This is a genomic window from Snodgrassella sp. CFCC 13594 (genome assembly GCF_001590725.1).
Taxonomy (GTDB): Bacteria; Pseudomonadota; Gammaproteobacteria; order Burkholderiales; family Neisseriaceae; genus Snodgrassella.
This window is the reverse complement of the sequence record NZ_LQXR01000002.1, coordinates 155,088-173,642: the sequence shown is the minus strand read 5'-3', so window position 1 is coordinate 173,642 and position 18,555 is coordinate 155,088. Positions and strand designations below refer to the sequence as shown.

At 48.3% G+C, this 18,555-nt stretch carries 13 protein-coding genes, 2 tRNA genes and 1 pseudogene; 9 read left to right on the top strand and 7 right to left on the bottom strand.

Features of this window, described 5'->3' with window-relative positions:
* The first annotated feature begins 107 nt into the window (after positions 1-107).
* The 3 genes from mutS (at position 108) to A2F46_RS02460 (ending at position 3,566) form a co-directional block, all read left to right on the top strand.
* Positions 108-2,711 (top strand): DNA mismatch repair protein MutS, encoded by a 2,604-nt coding sequence (gene mutS, locus A2F46_RS02470; RefSeq protein ID WP_231867685.1) that lies wholly within the window; start codon positions 108-110, stop codon positions 2,709-2,711.
* Positions 2,712-2,765: 54 nt separating this feature from the next.
* A tRNA-Met gene (locus A2F46_RS02465) sits at positions 2,766-2,842 on the top strand.
* Positions 2,843-3,481: 639 nt separating this feature from the next.
* Positions 3,482-3,566 (top strand) — tRNA-Leu (locus A2F46_RS02460).
* Positions 3,567-3,886: 320 nt separating this feature from the next.
* Here A2F46_RS02460 and A2F46_RS02455 read toward each other — a convergent pair.
* Complete coding sequence (locus A2F46_RS02455) at positions 3,887-5,155, bottom strand: esterase-like activity of phytase family protein (protein ID WP_066566156.1); 1,269 nt, start codon at positions 5,153-5,155, stop codon at positions 3,887-3,889.
* Positions 5,156-5,294: 139 nt separating this feature from the next.
* Complete coding sequence (locus A2F46_RS02450) at positions 5,295-5,858, bottom strand: hypothetical protein (RefSeq protein ID WP_066566153.1); 564 nt, start codon at positions 5,856-5,858, stop codon at positions 5,295-5,297.
* 149 nt (positions 5,859-6,007) lie between these two features.
* Between A2F46_RS02450 and A2F46_RS02445 the strand changes: the two are divergent.
* A pseudogene (locus tag A2F46_RS02445) lies at positions 6,008-6,237 on the top strand (exodeoxyribonuclease VII small subunit).
* Positions 6,227-7,117, top strand: a complete 891-nt coding sequence (locus A2F46_RS02440) for a polyprenyl synthetase family protein (protein ID WP_156471541.1) — start codon at positions 6,227-6,229, stop codon at positions 7,115-7,117. The pseudogene A2F46_RS02445 and the gene A2F46_RS02440 overlap by 11 nt, the downstream one beginning before the upstream one ends.
* A gap of 114 nt (positions 7,118-7,231) precedes the next feature.
* On the opposite strand, the gene A2F46_RS02435 is transcribed toward A2F46_RS02440, so the two are convergent.
* Complete coding sequence (locus tag A2F46_RS02435) at positions 7,232-9,328, bottom strand: M3 family metallopeptidase (RefSeq protein ID WP_066566149.1); 2,097 nt, start codon at positions 9,326-9,328, stop codon at positions 7,232-7,234.
* A 150-nt stretch (positions 9,329-9,478) separates the two neighbouring features.
* On the opposite strand from A2F46_RS02435, the gene A2F46_RS02430 reads away from it, so the two are divergent.
* The 4 genes from A2F46_RS02430 (at position 9,479) to prmC (ending at position 12,656) form a co-directional block, all read left to right on the top strand.
* Positions 9,479-10,024 (top strand): gamma carbonic anhydrase family protein, encoded by a 546-nt coding sequence (locus A2F46_RS02430; protein ID WP_066566147.1) that lies wholly within the window; start codon positions 9,479-9,481, stop codon positions 10,022-10,024.
* Between the two features lie 3 nt (positions 10,025-10,027).
* The gene (locus tag A2F46_RS12450) at positions 10,028-10,171 is read left to right on the top strand and encodes a hypothetical protein (RefSeq protein ID WP_197457531.1); all 144 of its coding nucleotides are present in this window, start codon (positions 10,028-10,030) and stop codon (positions 10,169-10,171) included.
* Positions 10,172-10,384: 213 nt separating this feature from the next.
* Positions 10,385-11,824: a magnesium transporter gene (gene mgtE, locus A2F46_RS02425; protein ID WP_066566141.1), complete on the top strand. Its 1,440-nt coding sequence runs from the start codon at positions 10,385-10,387 to the stop codon at positions 11,822-11,824.
* 52 nt (positions 11,825-11,876) lie between these two features.
* A complete protein-coding gene (prmC, locus tag A2F46_RS02420; protein ID WP_369796305.1) occupies positions 11,877-12,656 on the top strand; it encodes a peptide chain release factor N(5)-glutamine methyltransferase in 780 nt (259 codons plus the stop codon).
* Here the strand turns inward: prmC and A2F46_RS02415 are convergent.
* The 4 genes from A2F46_RS02415 to pgaA are packed head-to-tail and all read right to left on the bottom strand — an operon-like array spanning position 12,653 to position 18,522.
* On the bottom strand, positions 12,653-12,982 hold the full coding sequence (locus tag A2F46_RS02415) for a hypothetical protein (RefSeq protein WP_066566138.1): 330 nt from the start codon (positions 12,980-12,982) through the stop codon (positions 12,653-12,655). The genes prmC and A2F46_RS02415 overlap by 4 nt on opposite strands.
* A 2-nt stretch (positions 12,983-12,984) precedes the next feature.
* The gene (gene pgaC / locus A2F46_RS02410) at positions 12,985-14,220 is read right to left on the bottom strand and encodes a poly-beta-1,6-N-acetyl-D-glucosamine synthase (protein ID WP_066566135.1); all 1,236 of its coding nucleotides are present in this window, start codon (positions 14,218-14,220) and stop codon (positions 12,985-12,987) included.
* A 30-nt stretch (positions 14,221-14,250) separates the two neighbouring features.
* Positions 14,251-16,218 carry a poly-beta-1,6-N-acetyl-D-glucosamine N-deacetylase PgaB gene (pgaB, locus tag A2F46_RS02405; protein WP_197457530.1) on the bottom strand — a complete coding sequence of 656 codons (1,968 nt, stop codon included), beginning with the start codon at positions 16,216-16,218 and terminating at the stop codon, positions 14,251-14,253.
* 12 nt (positions 16,219-16,230) lie between these two features.
* The gene (pgaA, locus tag A2F46_RS02400; RefSeq protein ID WP_066566132.1) at positions 16,231-18,522 is read right to left on the bottom strand and encodes a poly-beta-1,6 N-acetyl-D-glucosamine export porin PgaA; all 2,292 of its coding nucleotides are present in this window, start codon (positions 18,520-18,522) and stop codon (positions 16,231-16,233) included.
* Positions 18,523-18,555 lie beyond the last annotated feature (33 nt).

Genomic DNA, 18,555 nt, shown 5'->3' with positions numbered 1-18,555 from the left:
ACCAGCACTGCCGGTTACGCAAAGCGCTTTTTGCATTCATTTGCAAGTCATCTACCCAGTTTTGACTCTGCTACAATAGGCTCATCTGAGCACGTACCTTTCCCCCTATGAGCAGCAAACCCACCTTAACACCCATGATGGCACAATATCTGTCCATCAAAGCCGAACATGCCGATAAGCTGTTGTTTTACCGCATGGGTGATTTTTACGAACTCTTTTTAGATGACGCTGTTCAGGCCGCAAAATGGCTCGGCATCACACTCACCTCCCGCGGCCAAATCGATGGGCAACCCATCAAAATGGCGGGCGTACCCTATCATGCGGTAGAGCAATATTTGGCCAAGCTGGTAAAACTGGGGCAAAGCGTCGCTATTTGTGAGCAGGTTGGCGAAGTAGGTGCCAGCAAAGGACCAGTGGAACGCAAAGTCGTACGCATCATCACCCCCGGCACCCTCACCGACAACGCCCTTTTGGCTGATAAAGAAATCAATCGCATAGTGGCCATTTGCCCCACCAAAAAGCAATTGGGCCTGGCATGGCTCTCGTTGCAAAGTGGCGAATTCAAAACCAAGCTGATTCATATCAATGCGCTGGCTAATGAGTTGGCCCGACTTCAAGCCGCCGAAATTTTACTCCCAGACAATGCCACTGCATTACCCACACTCAACAAACACGCCATCACCCGCTTGAATCACTGGCAATTTGCAGCCGACAGCAGCGCCACACTCATAGAGCGCTATTTTGGCAGTCAAGATTTACGTGCCTTTGGGTTAAACATTAAAGAACACGCAGCTGCCATCGGCGCAGCGGGCGCATTACTGAATTATGTGCAGCAAACCCAGTCGCAGCTACCAAAACACCTAGACAGTCTTAGCCTAGAGCACGATGATAACTACATTGGCATGGATGCTGCTACGCGGCACAATTTAGAAATCACGCAAGCACTCAGCGGCCAGCAATCCCCCACCTTATTTTCTGTACTTGATCAATGTGCCACACACATGGGCAGCCGTTTATTGGCCATGTGGCTACACCAACCACTGCGCCGACGCGAACACATTCGTCAGCGACAAGTAGCCATACAAGCACTCGCACCTCATCGTCAAACCGTCCACGACACATTAAACAAAGTCGCCGACATCGAGCGCATTGCGGCACGCATTGCCGTGGGCAGCGCGCGCCCACGCGACTTGTCCGCACTACGTGAGAGCTTGGTGGCATTGAGCACATTCAAGCTGCCTGAAAAAGCCGACAGCCAATTGGTTGACTCCTTATTGGCGGTATTTCCGCAAAGCCAGTCTGTTATCGACCTGCTTAGCGCCGCCATTTTGCCTGAGCCTGCAGTCTGGCTACGAGATGGTGGCGTCATCAATCATGGCTATCACGCGGAACTAGACGAATTGCGTCGCCTTCAAGAACACGGCGATGAATTTTTGATCGCACTAGAGACACGTGAGCGAACACGAACGGGCATCACCACGTTAAAAGTAGAATTCAACCGTGTTCATGGTTTTTACATTGAAATCAGCAAGGCCCAGTCCGCACAAGCACCCGCAGACTACCAACGCCGCCAAACTTTAAAAAATGCAGAACGCTACATCACCCCTGAACTTAAATCCTTTGAAGACAAAGTTTTGGGCGCACAACAAAATGCCTTGGCATTAGAAAAGCAGCTCTATGATGCTCTCATGCAAGCCCTGCAAACCCACTTAACCATGCTACAGCAATGTGCTAAAGCAGCTGCTAGCCTAGATGTATTGAGCACACTGTCCGCTGCACTAGACCAATCTGATTATTGTTTACCACAGTGGGTAGACTATCCCTGCATCAACATCACCCAAGGCCGTCATCCTGTCGTGGCTGAGCAGGTAGCTGATTTCACCCCCAATCAAACCCACTTAGATGACAAACGCAAACTCATGTTGCTCACCGGCCCCAACATGGGCGGTAAATCAACTTATATGCGACAAGTGGCATTAATCGTATTGCTGGCACACGTTGGCGCACCCGTTCCTGCGCAAAATTGTACTCTAGGGCCAATCGATCAAATATTCACGCGCATTGGCGCATCCGATGACTTAGCTGGAAACCGCTCAACCTTTATGGTCGAAATGTCGGAAACTGCCTACATCCTACACCACGCCACTCCGACATCATTGGTTTTGATGGATGAAGTGGGTCGAGGCACATCCACGTTTGACGGGCTGGCATTGGCGCAAGCCATCGCTGAACACTTATTACAGAAAAACCAATCCTTTACCCTGTTTGCAACCCATTATTTTGAGCTAACCAGGCTGCCTGAAGCCTTTACCCATGCATTTAATATGCATTTATCCGCCTTGGAAGAAGGCCATGAAATTGTATTCCTTCACCAAATTGAACCTGGCCCTGCCAATAAAAGCTATGGCATCGCAGTGGCCAAGTTGGCAGGCGTCCCAGCTCGCGCACTCAACGCCGCTTATAAGCATTTGCAAACGTTAGAACAACAAGCACAAGCGCAAGAGCGACAATTGGATATTTTTCAGGCAACCACCTCAGAAGATGCTTTTTGCTCATCAATGAAGGAAGCTGAACCGCCCGCCCAAGCGACACTGACAGAATGGCAAAACAAAATGGCCGACATCCAGCCAGATGAGCTCAGCCCCAAACAGGCGCTGGATACACTTTATGCCTTAAAGCAATGGTGGCAAGCGCAAAATAGCCAAAGCTAAACAATTCAAAATTTGACAATATAAAATTTATCTGTATAATTAACTTTCTTCAGACGCGGGGTGGAGCAGCATGGTAGCTCGTCGGGCTCATAACCCGAAGGTCGTAGGTTCAAATCCTGCCCCCGCAACCAAATATTAAAGTCCGCTTTATTAGCGGTCTTTTTTTTATCCATTCTTTTTTACCCACCTATCTTTCGCGCATCATCACTTCATAAATATTCATAAGTTTTTATGGCGATAGGTCTTCTAGTTGAGCTATTTTACCAACACATTGAACAATGGATTCCGACCCGTATTCATCAAAGCGATTGCTGCTTGGCTTCCATAATCTCCCAGGCAACACCAGAAGTGAGCACGAACATTCAAAAGCGCTCGGCCAATCACGGCTCAAACCCATTCAGTGCGTCACTTTGAAATCAAATGGTCATCATTACCCAACATTCTTTCCCTTGATCCCAATACTTGATACTTGATACTTGGTCTTTGAATAGGCCTCAGTGCGCATAAACAATGCCACCCAAAAATGAGGTACACAGCGTGCGCCGCATAGGCATCGGTTAAAATGTGGTTATGATACTGGCAAATTGACACTCAATCCCAATGAAAATAAATGCTCTGAGCAACGCAACCCATCAGCATTTTCGATGCAACAAGATTAAAACGGGAACTTCCCTTAAAATATATCCATATAAAAACAGCATTTTGTATATTTTTTTTTATTCATGCTTGACAGCAGCAGCGCATCGTTTAAAATACGCGCTTCATCGCTAGCCCAGGTGGCGAAATTGGTAGACGCAGGGGACTCAAAATCCCCCGCCGCAAGGTGTGACGGTTCGAGTCCGTCCCTGGGCACCAAATATAGAAAAATGACCGCAAAGGCGGTCATTTTTTCGTCTACCCCCATTCAATAAGTATCCAAATAATCATTTTTTCAATTATTTGTATTTACATCACATGCCCATTCACACAACTCGGCACAACAATATCCAGACATTTTTGACGATCTATTTATTGATGTATATTCGCGTTGCGCATGAGCAACCTCCAACAAATAGAAACCCAAACAGGTGTAATCTGGCCTTGATGGCCATGCAAATCACAATAGCCATTGTTGTTTCATAATAGTTTCTCCTTTGGCTGCCTGAAAAATTTCAGGCAGCCAAAGGAGAAAGAAGTTAATGACTCTGGGGCAAATGAATGGGATACACATAAACGGTATTGGCGTCTATTTTCCCCGTTGCAGGTAGAATTTTGGTGATCACTTTGTCATCTTGATTAACAATACCAAAATCATCGTCGTTAATGACTGCCAAATGATTTTTATCCAGTAACCACATCCCTTCAAATTTCTCATGTGGGTAATGGTGCGTTTTGACCAAATCCACCACCAGTGATTTTCCAACGGGTTTGATGCCTGCTTGAGCCAATTCGGCCCAGCTACTCTGCTCCAACGTCTTGCCATTGATCAGCAAGCCAGAAGGGGCGTTGACATCACTAGACACTTCCGTGCCGGTACGCAAATCAATCAAATAAACATGTTTCTGTACATCCGGTGCCGCCCCCGGGAACGCACTATCCCGTTCATCGACCAAAAATCGATGATTATCCAAAGCCAAAATTTCAGAATTTGAAAAATTATTGCCGTTTTGCCGATATAAATATTGTCGTGTTTTACCGCTTTTTAAGTCAAACGTTACGATGCGCACCAACGTTTTATTGGTAGCTGATTGCTTATCAGGATTGCTTAATGTTGACTGCATGGTGCCTACTAGCGTTTTACCATCAGGTGTAATGGTTAGGCCTTCCATTCCCCTATTGGGTGTCCGCGCTGCCAAAACAGCGGGCAGTTTTCGCCCTTGAGTTTGAATGCCCACGGGGCTGATCCGCTCCAACTCGCGGCCTTGGGTATCGAAATGAACAATGTGAGGACCATATTCATCCGACACCCAAAAACTACCATCAGGCGCAATAGCCAAACCTTCACTGTCAATGCCATAAGGGTCGTTTGGCAGCACCTTCCCGGTCATATCGAGCGCACGCTCGCCTGTGCTACCCAATCCTTTGGGGTTGGGCAAGCCTGTCAACAATTGTCCATCAGGCCGACGCATAGGAATCGTTTTAAGTAGGCGGATTTGACCATTTGACGCGATTTCAAAATGACCTATGCTGGGTGTGAATTGAGGAGTTGGGAAAATTTTGGTGTTGCCGTCGGGTCCATCGGCGTTGGGGCCTCTGTCGGTAATGGCATAAAACCGGTTGGCATTTTTAGGATCCTTAAAAGCAGATGATCCATACCCACCATTGCGAATTTCCACCTCGCCAATCTTACCCATAACCTGGTATGGCAAAGGGCTGCCTTTTTCTCCGATGACCAACCCAGTCGATTGCGCCGCCGCCACCGTAGAAATAGCCACGCACAGAAATGCCAATAACTTTTTTTTCATGTCACAAGATCCAATAATGAATAACTGAGGCATTATCGGCATCGTGTTTGACACGTTGATGACACGACACATGAAATCAAAACCCAATGAGTAGCACTTTGCATTTGCTCCGTTTAAGGCTAATTATTGGGCACCATAATCAATTAAAACCGACGGTTTCAGTGGTCCCCGAGGGCGCAATTTGTAACACAGTCACACCACAGGTGGCGTTGTGGTGACTCGGTACAACTTCATAGTCTCTTCCCGCGAGCGGCGTAAACTGAACCTCATTTCCTTGGCACGACCCTTGGTAATGAATCGTGGTCTTGGTGGCGCCCACATTGCGATTGGCTAAGCCCTGAAAGGAATTATGCACACTCACTGGCTGACCAGCAGGAATCACGTATTCTTCATAATAAGTCTTAGACAAAATGCCATCATAGTCACGCATGTGCCGCGTCATCTCTGTGGCAGGAATACCGATGCTTCGGTTACTGGCGGTGCGGGTCAACGAAGACAGCGCTCCACTGAAAGATCCTCCCACATTCACCTTGATCATTTTCCGATTGGACGTGTATTTCATAATGGTGGGTTTCTGATTCTGCCCATAAAGGCGAATTCGCGCCTGGGCTTGAGCATCATATATATTATTGGGCAAGGTATTGCTTTGGCAGGCAGTCAACACCAGCACGCCAGCAATGATTAATACGGTTTTGACAGTCATATTGACACCTTTTAAATGAATGCTTAATTAGTCAGATGGCATTATTCAATACCACCGATTGATCGTCAAACACCACTAAGGCTGCGTTGCCTCAAATTTCCAGCACTTCAGTGCTACAATAAACACTATTGATTAATGAATTGCGCCTCATGAAAAAAAACGCCCCAAAAAACTTTGAAGATGCTTTGGCACAGCTGGAAATCATTACGGAATCCATGCAAAACAATGATTTGCCATTAGAAGAATCCCTGGCGTCCTACCAACGAGGCCAAGAATTGGTGAAATATTGCCAAGCCAAGCTCGCTGAAGTCGAGCAAAAGCTGCTGGTTTTGGATCAGGCGAACTAAAGGATTTGAATCTTGACGCCGATGAAGAATGATTTTGTTGCTTGGCAAAAGCGCGCACGGGCACAAACCGAATTAACCCTAGACCGACTCTTGCCAGCGGCCGACAGGCTGCCTGAACAACTCCATGAAGCCATGCGTTATGCCACCTTGGATGGTGGTAAACGCTTGCGCCCTTTATTGGCGCTGGCCGCTGCCGAGTTGGGCTGTGCTGATGAAATGGCATTGAGCCACACATTGGCGGCCGTCGAATGCATACACGTGTATTCGCTGGTACACGATGACATGCCAGAAATGGACAACGATAGCTTGCGTCGAGGCAGACCCACCTGTCATGTTCATTATGATCAGGCTACCGCTTTATTGGTGGGCGATGCCCTGCAAACTTTGGCGTTTGACCTGCTCAGTCGACCCAGTGGTTTGCCTGCTGAACGCCAGCTGCGCATGGTCCAGGTATTGGCCTCTGCTTCAGGCAGCTTGGGTATGGCGGGTGGTCAAGCCATTGATTTAGCACACGTGGGGTTAAGCATGACTCAGGCAGAACTGGAACAAATGCACCGTTTGAAAACAGGAGCACTCATTCGTTCTGCCGTAGTATTGGGCGCACTAGCCTGTCCCGACATTGGCGAGCCCACATTGGCCACCTTGGATGATTACGCCAGCAAGCTGGGGTTGGCCTTCCAGGTGATTGATGATGTATTGGATTGCGAGCAAGACACCGCCACTTTGGGTAAGACCGCGGGCAAGGATGAAGATGCCAACAAGCCCACCTATGTAAAACTGTTGGGCTTGGCAGCGGCACGTGCTTATGCCGAGCAATTGGCAGCCCAAGCAACAGACGCTCTGTCTGGTTTAGATGATCGCGCTTGGCACTTGCGGGCGCTGGCGCAGTTTGTGATTCACCGCCACGCTTAAGTTAGGCAAAAGAATAAGCGATGCCATGTGGATGGATTCAGGCAGCCTTGGGCTAAACATTCATCAAAAAACAGCCGGTTGGCAAACCGGCTGTTTTCATCACCTTACCCAAAACTAAGGGGCAACAAAACCGCTGTGCCGCAACAAGGCATCAATACTGGGCTCTCGTCCGCGAAATGCCTTAAATGAAGCCATGGCGGGACGCGATCCACCTACAGCCAACACTTCACGCCAAAATCGCTTGCCCGTAGCCACCGGATTGGCTTCCTCTTCAAATGCAGCATAAATATCAGCTGACAAAACTTCTGCCCAGCTATAACTATAATAACCAGCGGCATAACCGCCCGCAAAAATGTGGCCAAATGAATGCGCAAACCGATTGAAGTCAGGTTGCTTGATCACCGAAACTTCCGCCCGAACGGCGCGCAATACCTGCTGCCAATCACAATCAGGTTGGCTATAAATAGTCATGTCAAACAGCGCGAATTCCATTTGTCGCACCATAAACAAACCCCGTTGGAAATTCTTGGCCGCCAACATTTTGTCATAAAGTTCTTTAGGCAATGGCGCGCCTGTTTCTTGGTGGCTGCTCATGCCGGCCAACACGTCATATTCCCATACAAAATTTTCCATAAACTGGCTCGGCATTTCCACTGCATCCCATTCCACGCCATTGATGCCTGACACACCCAATTCATCAACCTGGGTCAGCAAATGATGTAGACCATGACCTGTTTCGTGGAATAAGGTAATGATTTCGTCATGACTTAGGCGTGCGGGTTTACCGGCCACAGGCGGGGTGAAATTGCACACCAAATAAGCTACAGGGGTTTGCAACTGACCACGACGATCACCACCCTCAAAGCGCCGACGCCCCCGATAATCATTCATCCATGCACCACCACGCTTGCCTGCCCGCGCATATAAATCCATGTAAACACCACCAATAATGGCGCCACCTTTTTCCAATTCGAAATAACGCACATCCGGATGCCACACCGGTACTTTTTTCTCCATCAGGTGCACGCCATAAAGCTTGTCAATTTGCGCAAACAAACCATGCAGTACTTTATCGGCTGGGAAATATTTTTTTACTTCGGTTTCACTGAACGCATATTTTGCTTGCCGTAATTTTTCACTGGCGTAGGTGATATCCCATGCTTGTAAGTCAGGCAATCCCAGCGATTCAGCCGCAAACGTACGCACTTCGGCCAAGTCTTTTTCTGCATATGGCTTGGCTCGTGCAGCCAGATCATGCAAAAAAGCCAATACTTGTTTTGGCGTGTCAGCCATTTTGGTGGCCAAAGACAGTTCGGCGAAATTAGCAAAGCCCAATAACTGAGCTTGTCGCTGTGACAATGCCAGCCGGCGATTGATGTTGGCAGTATTGTCCCATCGCGTATCGCCTTCATCGCTGGCGCGGGTGGTGTAGGCACGGTATAAGGTTTCACGCAAAGCGCGGTTATCCGCATATTGCATCACGGCCAAATAATGCGGCATTTGTAAGCCGATTTTGTAACCAGACTTGCCTTCCGCTTCTGCCGCCGCTGCAAACATGGCCAAGGCATCTTCAGGCAACCCTGATTTGACGCTGTCCTCAGCCAAATCCACTTCTTGGCCCCCGTTTGCGGCTGCGTCGGGCAAGCCGGCCAATTCATGGCCATTGGCAAAATACAAGGCAAAAGCATCAGTGGCATCCAATACATTTTGGCTAAACTGCGCCGCCAGCTGCGCACTTTCACTTTCCAACGCAGCAAACTCCATTTGTTCTTGTGCTAGCAATTCAGCCCCACTCAAAACAAAATCGCGCAAATCGTGATCCAATTTGGTTTTTTGTGCTGCGGTTAGATGAGCATACTCATCGGATGCCTTGATGTTTTTAAAACGTGCATACAGTTCGATGTCTTGGCTGATGGCCGTAAAAAAATCAGTGACAGCAGGCATCAACTCGTTGTATACCGCCCGCAATTCAGCTGTATCAGCCACACTATTGAGGTGTGCCACCACACCCCAGATACGGCCCACCCGCTCGGTAATATCAGTGAGTGCTTCAACGGTGTTATGCCAATTGGGCTGCGTTTCAGCCTTCACCGCATCAATGGCTGTTTGCGCTTCTTGCATCGCCATGGTCATCGCAGGCTGAATATCGGCAGCACGAATGGCATCAAAATGAGGTTCGCCCTGCAGGTTCAATAATACGTTGTCGGACATGTTTGTTCTTCCATTGGCGGCTGCCGAATCGCATTCAGGCAACCTAATCAATAACAGGATGCATGATAACGCCGAAACCATCAGGCGTGACCAAGCGCGCGCACATACGTTAAACTCATCTTTGGTTTCTTCCAGAATAAGGCCAAACTCATGAAAAACAATATTCGCCCATATTTGACGACCATGCCCAGCATCGGTGCTGGCTGCTATATTGACGACATGGCGGTGATAATCGGCGACGTGGCATTGGGAGAAAATGTATCGATATGGCCTTTTGCTGTCATCCGCGGCGATGTCAATCACATTGAGATTGGCCGCAACAGCAATGTTCAAGATCATTGTATGCTGCACGTAAGCCACAAAAGTAAGACCAAGCCTGATGGTTCTCCATTGCACATCGGTGAAGACGTGACCATCGGCCATCATGTCACACTACACGGCTGCACCATAGGCAACCGCGTATTGGTGGGCATCAATACCGTGGTATTGGATGATGTGGTTATTGACGACGACGTGATGATAGGGGCAGGCAGCTTAGTACCGCCACGCAAACACTTACACAGTGGTTATTTATATGTGGGCAGCCCCGTACAACCGGTACGAGTGCTTACCGAGCAAGAAAAAGCTTTTTTACCCTATTCTGCCCAGCATTATGTTGTCGTGGCGCAGAACCATTTGTCTTCAATAAAGGAGTAACTCATGAAAAACGCATGGACCTGGATAGCATTGGGCACCACAATCGTATTGTCAGCGTGTGCCACCCACGGCAATCACGCCAGCGGCAGCAATCAATTCTATGGCGAAGTCAAAGCGGGTTATGAAGCCAGCCATACCCGCTACTAACCACTTTACCGTTCAATCCAAACCGGTAAGTGGGCAATAAAAGCGTCACATCAGCATGAGAAAATGTGTAAAATAACGCTCGTTTCCCACTTTACCTGCTTTCGCAGGATTTTTTTATGGAACCCCCGAGTTGGGCTTTGGCCTTTAAAACATCTTCAATCAATTAAATCCCCCTGAGTGGCGGTTGGCCGTTGCTTAGGCAACGGAGCGACCATGAGCGCCACAGACACCAGCACGCGCGAGCCCAATGATTTGGAGCGCCTGCACATCGACATTGACCGCATCCACAAACTGGCAGAATCACTGCTGCCGGTGTATGCCCAAATTGGCTTGGGCGAAACCTTAGCGGATGCCGAACTCAATCACACCTTATCAGAACTCATCAGTGTTTTGCATGAGCTGCATCCCGCCGACATGGCCGTGGTGTTGGAATCACTGCCGCTGCAAGAGCGTGTATTGGTGTGGAAGCTGGCGGTACCAGATGAAGATGGTGAAGTGCTGCTGGAAGTATCCGAGCCAGTTCGTGAAACCCTGATTGAGGCCATGGGCAAAGATGAGCTCTTGGCAGCAGTGGATGATTTGGATGCTGACGAGCTGGCCGAATTGGCACCAGATTTGCCCAATCAGGTTGTCTATGAGGCTTTAAGTACCCGCGATGAAGAAGAACGGGCGCAAGTAGCCGCCGCGATGTCGTTTGAAGACGACCAAGTTGGTGCTTTAATGGACTTTGAATTGGTGAGCATTCGCGCAGATGTGAGTTGTGAAGTGGTCTTGCGTTACTTACGCCGCTTTGAAAGTCTGCCTGACCACACTGATAAAATTTTCGTGGTCGATGACGACGATGTCCTGCAAGGGGTGCTCACCATACGCAAATTGCTGGTGGTGGACACCGACACCTTGGTTTCAGAAATCATGTCGGATGATGTGGTTACATTTCGACCAGAAGACGATGTCGAAGAGGCCGCTGCGGCTTTTGAACGCTATGACTTGGTCACCGCACCGGTGGTGGATGGCAACAAAAAACTGATTGGCCGCATCACCGTGGATGAAATGGTGGACGTAATTCGTGAAGAATCAGAAGCCGATATGTTAAACATGGCGGGTTTACAAGAAGAAGAAGATTTATTTGCCCCCGTAATTGATTCAGTTAAAAACCGCTGGATGTGGCTCGCCATCAATTTGTGTACCGCGTTTGTGGCCAGCCGAGTGATTGGTATGTTTGAAGGCTCAATAGAAAAAATTGTGGCTTTGGCAGCGCTGATGCCTATTGTGGCTGGGATTGGCGGCAATTCAGGCAACCAGACCATTACCATGATTGTGCGTGCTATGGCGACTGGGCAAATGAGCACCAATCAAGCTTGGCGCTTATTGCGCAAAGAGGTTGGCGTGGCTTTAGTCAATGGCATCATCTGGGGCTCCGTGATGGGTTCGGTGGCTTTTTTGCTCTACCACAGCATCGGTATTGGCTTGGTCATGGTGTCCGCCATGACATTAAATCTATTGCTGGCGGCCACTGTGGGCGTGCTGATTCCGGTAGCCATGCAGAAATGGGGCCGCGACCCAGCTTTGGGCAGCAGCGTATTGATTACAGCCGTTACCGACTCAGGCGGTTTTTTGATTTTCCTAGGATTGGCGACCCTGTTTTTGCTTTGAGGCCCGAGTTGTGAACCCAGATACCATTACTGATTGGCTGGCCCAGTGCGCATTGCCACGATTAGAAGCTCGGATGCTGTTGCAGCACTTCACCGGACTTACCCACGCACAAATACTGACTCATGGCCAGCAAAGGCTGCCTGAAAAACAATGGGCAGCATTGCAACAAGCAGCGGCTAAGCGGCAACGAGGCGAACCGATGGCTTATATCTTGGGTGAGCGCGAATTTTATGGTCGTCGCTTCGAAGTCACGCCAGATGTATTGATTCCCCGACCAGAAACCGAACATTTGGTTGATGCTGCTTTAAGCAGATTGCCCCCCAATGGGGCTCTCTGGGACCTCGGTACGGGCAGTGGCGCCATTGCGGTGACCCTTGCCTGTGAACGCCCAGACGCCCACATCTGGGCATCGGATGTCAGCGCCAATGCATTAACCATTGCCAAGCGCAATGCTGACGCATTTCAGGCAACCATCACACTGGGATGGGGTAGTTGGTTTGACGCCAATCCACGACCACAGGCACACAGCCTAGACGTGCTAATTTCCAATCCGCCCTATATTGAATCGCAGGACCATCATCTACAACAAGGCGATTTGCGCTTTGAGCCGCGCCACGCGCTCACCGATTTTGCCGATGGCTTATCTGCCATTCGTACCATCATTGCTCAAGCGCCCTGTTTCCTGAAATCAGCAGGATGGCTCATGTTGGAACACGGCTTTGATCAAGGGCGAGCCGTACGCGCCGCTATGGAACAGCAAGGTTTCCAGCACGTACAGACCCAGCAAGATTGGGCCAATCTAGACAGATTAACCTTGGGGCAAATGGCTTAGCACCCTCTAACAGACGGCTGCCGTGGCAATTGCTTTACTTTAGGCGCCGAGCGCGCAGACAACAATGCCCATTGCATGGCAATAACCAATTGAACCACCAATGCCAAGACAACCAATTTGGTCAGGGTCGGCCAATACCAAGGTTGGATGGGCATACTGACGGTGCTTTGGTCAGCCGAGCCAACCCCAAAGAACAATAGGCACGTCAATATCCACACAGTCCAAGTAATGGTGGTGGCTAATCCATATTTCAGTTTGTGCCGAAATGGCAATAAATGATGGTTATTAATAACAAATGACAATTTGTGTTGGTTTTGTGCTTGCATTTTTATACTCCTCTGTCGGGGCTTTTCCAAACGGCTTGCTTATTTCTATTTCGAATCAGAGCCTTGGGCAAACCGATAGCCAAAGTCACTAAATTCACTACCCAATAAGCATAGGGATACCAAATACTGCTGAAAAAATATTTGCTCAATCCTTTCTCATAGTGGTTGTCGATATACAGGCTGATTGAGAACTGGAACATAAAAAATGCCAGCAACAAAACACTGTTGATTTGCAGTAAACCAACTGTTAACTGCTGGCTCACCAAAGCCCAATTCAGCAAAGAAAATATAGTCAGCGCAATCAGGGAATAACACCACAATGCGGTTAAGCAATATTCCTGATATAACGGCCAAAACCGCCGATTTTTCCAACCAAACATAAACGGCATGTAGCGGAAAACGACTTCGGCTCCGCCTTGCGCCCAACGCAATCGTTGCTTATAAAAACCCTTAAATGTTTCCGGCATCAAGACCCAGCATAAGGCACGAGGCTCATAGGCAATGCTGTACCCTTGACGCTGAACCTTCCAGCTAATATCGATGTCATCAGTAATCATATTGGTGCTCCACCCGCCCACCTGCTTCAACACCGCAGCTTTAAATCCGCAGATCACACCGGATACAGTAAACAACGTGCCCATCAAGCTTTGTGCCCGTTTGATTAGGCCAATAATGGAGCTGAATTCAGCCACCTGCAGGCGGCCAAGCAAGGTGCTACGGTTACGCACACGGGGATTGCCAGTTACCCCGCCTATTGAGGCATCGCTACTGAGGCGCTGCACCATATAATCCAGCGCCCATTCATCCAAGATGGCATCGGCATCCACACAAATCACGTATTCGGCATCGACATAAGCCAAGGCCATGTTGAGTGCACTGGCTTTGCCGCCATTGGATTTATGCAAAGCGTGGATATTACTGTACTGATTTGCCCACTCATCAATGATGACTGCGGTTTCATCAGTACTACCATCATTGATGAATACCAAATCAAACTGTGGATAATGCAGTTTTTGAAAATATGGAATAGACTCACGCAAATGTTTGGCTTCATTAAAACAAGGAATCAAAATAGCGACTTTTGGCGCTGGCTGCCCTTCCTGATAAGTCGGCACGGGCATGTGTCTTTCATGTTTCCAAAAATAAATTAACCCCATCACCGTCCAATGAATCGCCATCACCCCTGGATAGATAAATACAATAATCACGACAAAATCAAAAAAATTATCCACATTCATGTCTGAGTCTTTTTATTGTTGGTGGTGGCATCAAAAGTCTTTTAACGAAAAAACCGGTTTCAATTGCTGCAGATCCGGATGATTGTTCACAAAATCATCTGGGTAATAGCCCATGTTTTGAATGCCATTTTTTTTCAAAATAGCCATCCAATTCAATAACTCAGCCGTGGCAATCGGCTTTTGCGTATGCCAATTAGTGGCTTGTAGTTCAAACACCATTTTGTTGGGATTGGCTTGCTGTTTTGCAGTTTGGGCTAACTGCGTCAACCAAGCTGCCGCTGTTTTGGTGGAGATGGGTTGCTCATGCTCCATATATGGCATCGCCATGACCGCCACATAATCATAATGTTTTGCCATTTCAGGCAAGCTTTGTGCAAACCAGGCCTGTGCTTCAGGGTTCATGATTACGCTGGCATAAATATTTCTGGCTGTAAAAAAAGAATGCGGTTCAAATCCACCCATCGCATACGGCTTCACTGCACGAACCAACTGGTCTGTCGTCTTGATGAGATCCTGCTCTTTTCGGCGTGCCTGTGCCAAATCCCCAGGTTCTTGTTGAGGGTGGGCAGCAGAACCAGCACTTTCGAAATCATCCATAAACGCATCATCATGGAACAGCAATCCATTGAATTTGGCATAAAAGGACAAATCGGAATAAATTGATTGGATTGCCTTTAAATTGGCGTCTGAATAGGGTGACAGCCTTTGGTAGTGTCGTGGGTTCGGTTTGCCAGTGCGGCCATCATTTATGTAGGTGTATGAATGGCCCAAATCAAAAGCCAACACTGGCATCCAAGCATAAACATCAGCATGTGCCCGTGTGAGTATTTGCCACGCCACCTGACCAAATAAATCCGCTTTGACCGGCAAGTATTGATTGGGGAAATACAACGCCTCAGCCACGCCATTACCATCTTCATCCGCGAAGGCCTGCAAATACACCGTGGTCACACCAAGCTGGCTGATGCGCTCAATCAATGCATCCACGTTGCGATTTAGTTGCGTGGGATTTTTATCGTAAACCCGATCTAAATCCACATGCACTACCCTCTGAACCGTTGGCGATTTGAGTTCGCTTTTGAGGTATTGGCCCAGCATGTCCAAGGTGCTTTCTTCCTCAACCAAAAAGCGCCCCAAAACAGCACGACCTGTCTCGTTATCAACATCGTCATTGAGGGTGTAGCTGTCTTTCATCCCCGCTTGAGCAGCAGCTTGTTGAGCAACTTGATTGAACCGCCCATATGGCCAAACCATGACACGGGGTCGCTTGCCTGTGTGCTGAGCAATCAATCGAGCAGAGGTTTCGAAATCATTTTCTAACCTGGCTTGATATTGCGCTTTGTTTTCATAGCGCCCATTTTGGTAAATCGGTGCCAACACGGCCGCAATAACACTGCCCCGAGGATTGGCAACCACTCCTTTGTGTAAAGCATGGGTATGTGATGCCACCTCAACCCACCCGCTGTCACTCATTTCTTTGAGATGCGCCCATGACATAAAGTTTTTTCGCGGCAGTGATAGATTTTTATCATACGGCACCATTTGTTGATCAGGCACTTCTAGCCAAGAAGTCACCACAGCAAACACAGCCGGAAAGCGGTATGCCTTCAATAAGGGATAAACATTCTGATAAAAGCTCTCATAGCCATCATCGAATGTCAGTAATACTGGTTTTTCCGGTAATGCTCGTTTACCAGCACGGGCATCTACCACTTGCTGCCAGCTTACTGGCTGATAACCATGTTGCTGAAGCCAATTAAAATGATTAACCAGATTGGGCACCGAAATCGTTTGCGGATAAAAATGGCGGTAATAAACCCCATCAATCTTTTTTTCCGGCGGTTTAATCACAGTTTGCTTTAATGCTGTTGTATCGACATCGTGATAGGCCAATACAGGCAACCTTTGTGCCACTGCAACCCAAGACATGAGCATCATGAAGCTCAATATCATGGCGTGAACGGTAGTCTTTCTCAAATGCATGGCTATTTTTTTCATGTGTAGACTCCATCAATGGAAACGATAGCCGAAACCCAGCTGTCCAAAATTCTGGTATTCAGGCCGACCGTCATACACCGAGCGTTTTCTACCTGCCGTCAATTGCAGGAATGCCGCCTCACCCAGCTGCCATTCTTGACCATATTGCAATAGCCATGTTTTTTCAGCGTTGTAATCAGCTTGCCAATAACGACCACCTCCCAGCGTGATCGATTGTTTTAGCTTGATGTTTTGATCAAAAGGCTGGCTATAACTCACACGAGCCTCTGTCCACAAGGCATGGGCGGAATCAGGGTTGTAGTAATCCACGCCGGTCAACTGTCGATTTTTTTGCCAATCGAACCTAACCGTCTGATCTAATTGCCAGCGGTCATGCTGTAACCAGACATGATTGAAAGACGCAAATCCACTATTTCGATGATTACCATCATCAAAATCTAAAAAAGACCCACCTAGGTTGATGCGCCATAAAGGTGAATGACTGTATTGAACGCTCGCCGCTATCTCATTGGCATAAGTCTGTTGATTAATGGCGCGAAGAGGCGTGTTTTCACTGTTGATTTGACCATTGACCGACAACGTCCAAGATTGATTCAACCGATAATCCAGATTGGCACTCAGATAGCCACGCTTGTTCAGCTCAACCCCTTTACCAGCCTCAATTTGTGCATGCCAAGGATCTCGGTCAACATCAAGACCGGCACCAACACGTTGCTGGCGTAAAGAATCATTGCCCACAGGCACTTCATCGGTATGGTAATGCACCAAAGCACGGTAACCATCTAAGCTTCGTTGGCTGTATAAATATACATTGTGGCTATTCTCATTGCCCAGTTCCTGAGGATGAGTATTTCGCCCCACACTAGAATCAATCCACAGTTCTGGCGCACGCGCCTTCGAGGTTTTGCGTATATATTCTTGCCAATCCGCATTGTCAGTTTGTCCAAATTTAGCCAAATACGATTTAACTTCAGGCCAATTTTGGTTGTCCAACATCACCTGCGCCACTGAAGGAGCAAATTGATTGGGCTCTGGCACTTTGCTTTGCGCCTCTCTATATTCTTTTAAAGCATCATCCGGTCTTCCCTGCCACCGATAAACATCGCCTTTGAGTTGATGGCCCCAAGCATCCCCAGGCAACGTATTCAACCAGTCATCAATCAATTGATGTGCTTGTTTAAAATCACCACGCCAAGCTGATACTCGAACTTTGTCGAAATAAACCGCTTGGTAACCATCATTGTTTAAAAGTTGAGTTCGAGTAAAATCATTGATTCGCTGCTGGGGACGCAAAGATTCTAATATCTGCCAAGCCTGATCAAAATGCTGCGCATCGGCGGCTGCCTGAATCCGTTTTCGTTGTAGCGCAAACGTCTCCTGCCCGGCGGCTTCCTTATCCAACCACAACCGCTGATAAACAGCACCGGCTTTAAACGGAGAACCAGTGGCCAGCCACGCATCGGCCACGGCCTCTTGTACATAAGCGGCGTTTTGCTCTTCAGTGGACAGCTGCCGATAAAGGGACAATGCCTGCTTAGGCTGACTGGCTGATCCAGCCAAGACCACGCCATCTTGCAGGCTTTTCCGATACACAGGCGCATCTTGCTCTGATTGATGGTAAACCGATTGCAAGGTGGCATAAGCGGCTTGGTAATCACTGGGTTTAACCGCAATTTTATGCAACTTAACCGCTTCATCATGAGCCAACCACACCGCATCGCCAGGTGAAAAATACTGCGGATACTGCTGCAACAGGTTTTTTTGCACTGGGAAAGCACCCAATTTGGCTGCGGCCCGGTATGTTTGCAGCACTGCGTTGCGATCACCGGGCTTTTTGCTTATTTTTTCTTGGAAATACGCCAATTGTTCCATTGGCGATAAATATTGTTCTACCCAATAATCTTGAGCAGATTCAAAACCATCATCCTCACCAAATCGTTTCTTATAGGCAGCCAATAAGCCCTGAGCTTGTGTATAACGCTGGGTATCAATGGCCACCAGCGCCAGCCCAAGCCAACCATCTTTTTGATCGGGATAATGCTTCCTGAGGGCTTGATAATAGCCCTCAGCCTCAGGCCATTGCCCTTGTTTTCGGGCTTGGAAGGCCCGCTCGGCCAGTGCTACTGCTGGCAAAAGACCGGGATGACAATCAGTGCACACTCGCTTTGCCACTGGCTTAGCCGTCTGCTCAGGTGTTTTTGCCATGCCAAACGTCCACGCCGACATCAAGCACAAAAATACCCATTTACGGGTCACGACCATCTTGTGTTCTGCGGGACGAGCTAATTTTTCTGTGTATTCCATGCAATTTAATCAGCAGCCCACAAGAATGAGCGG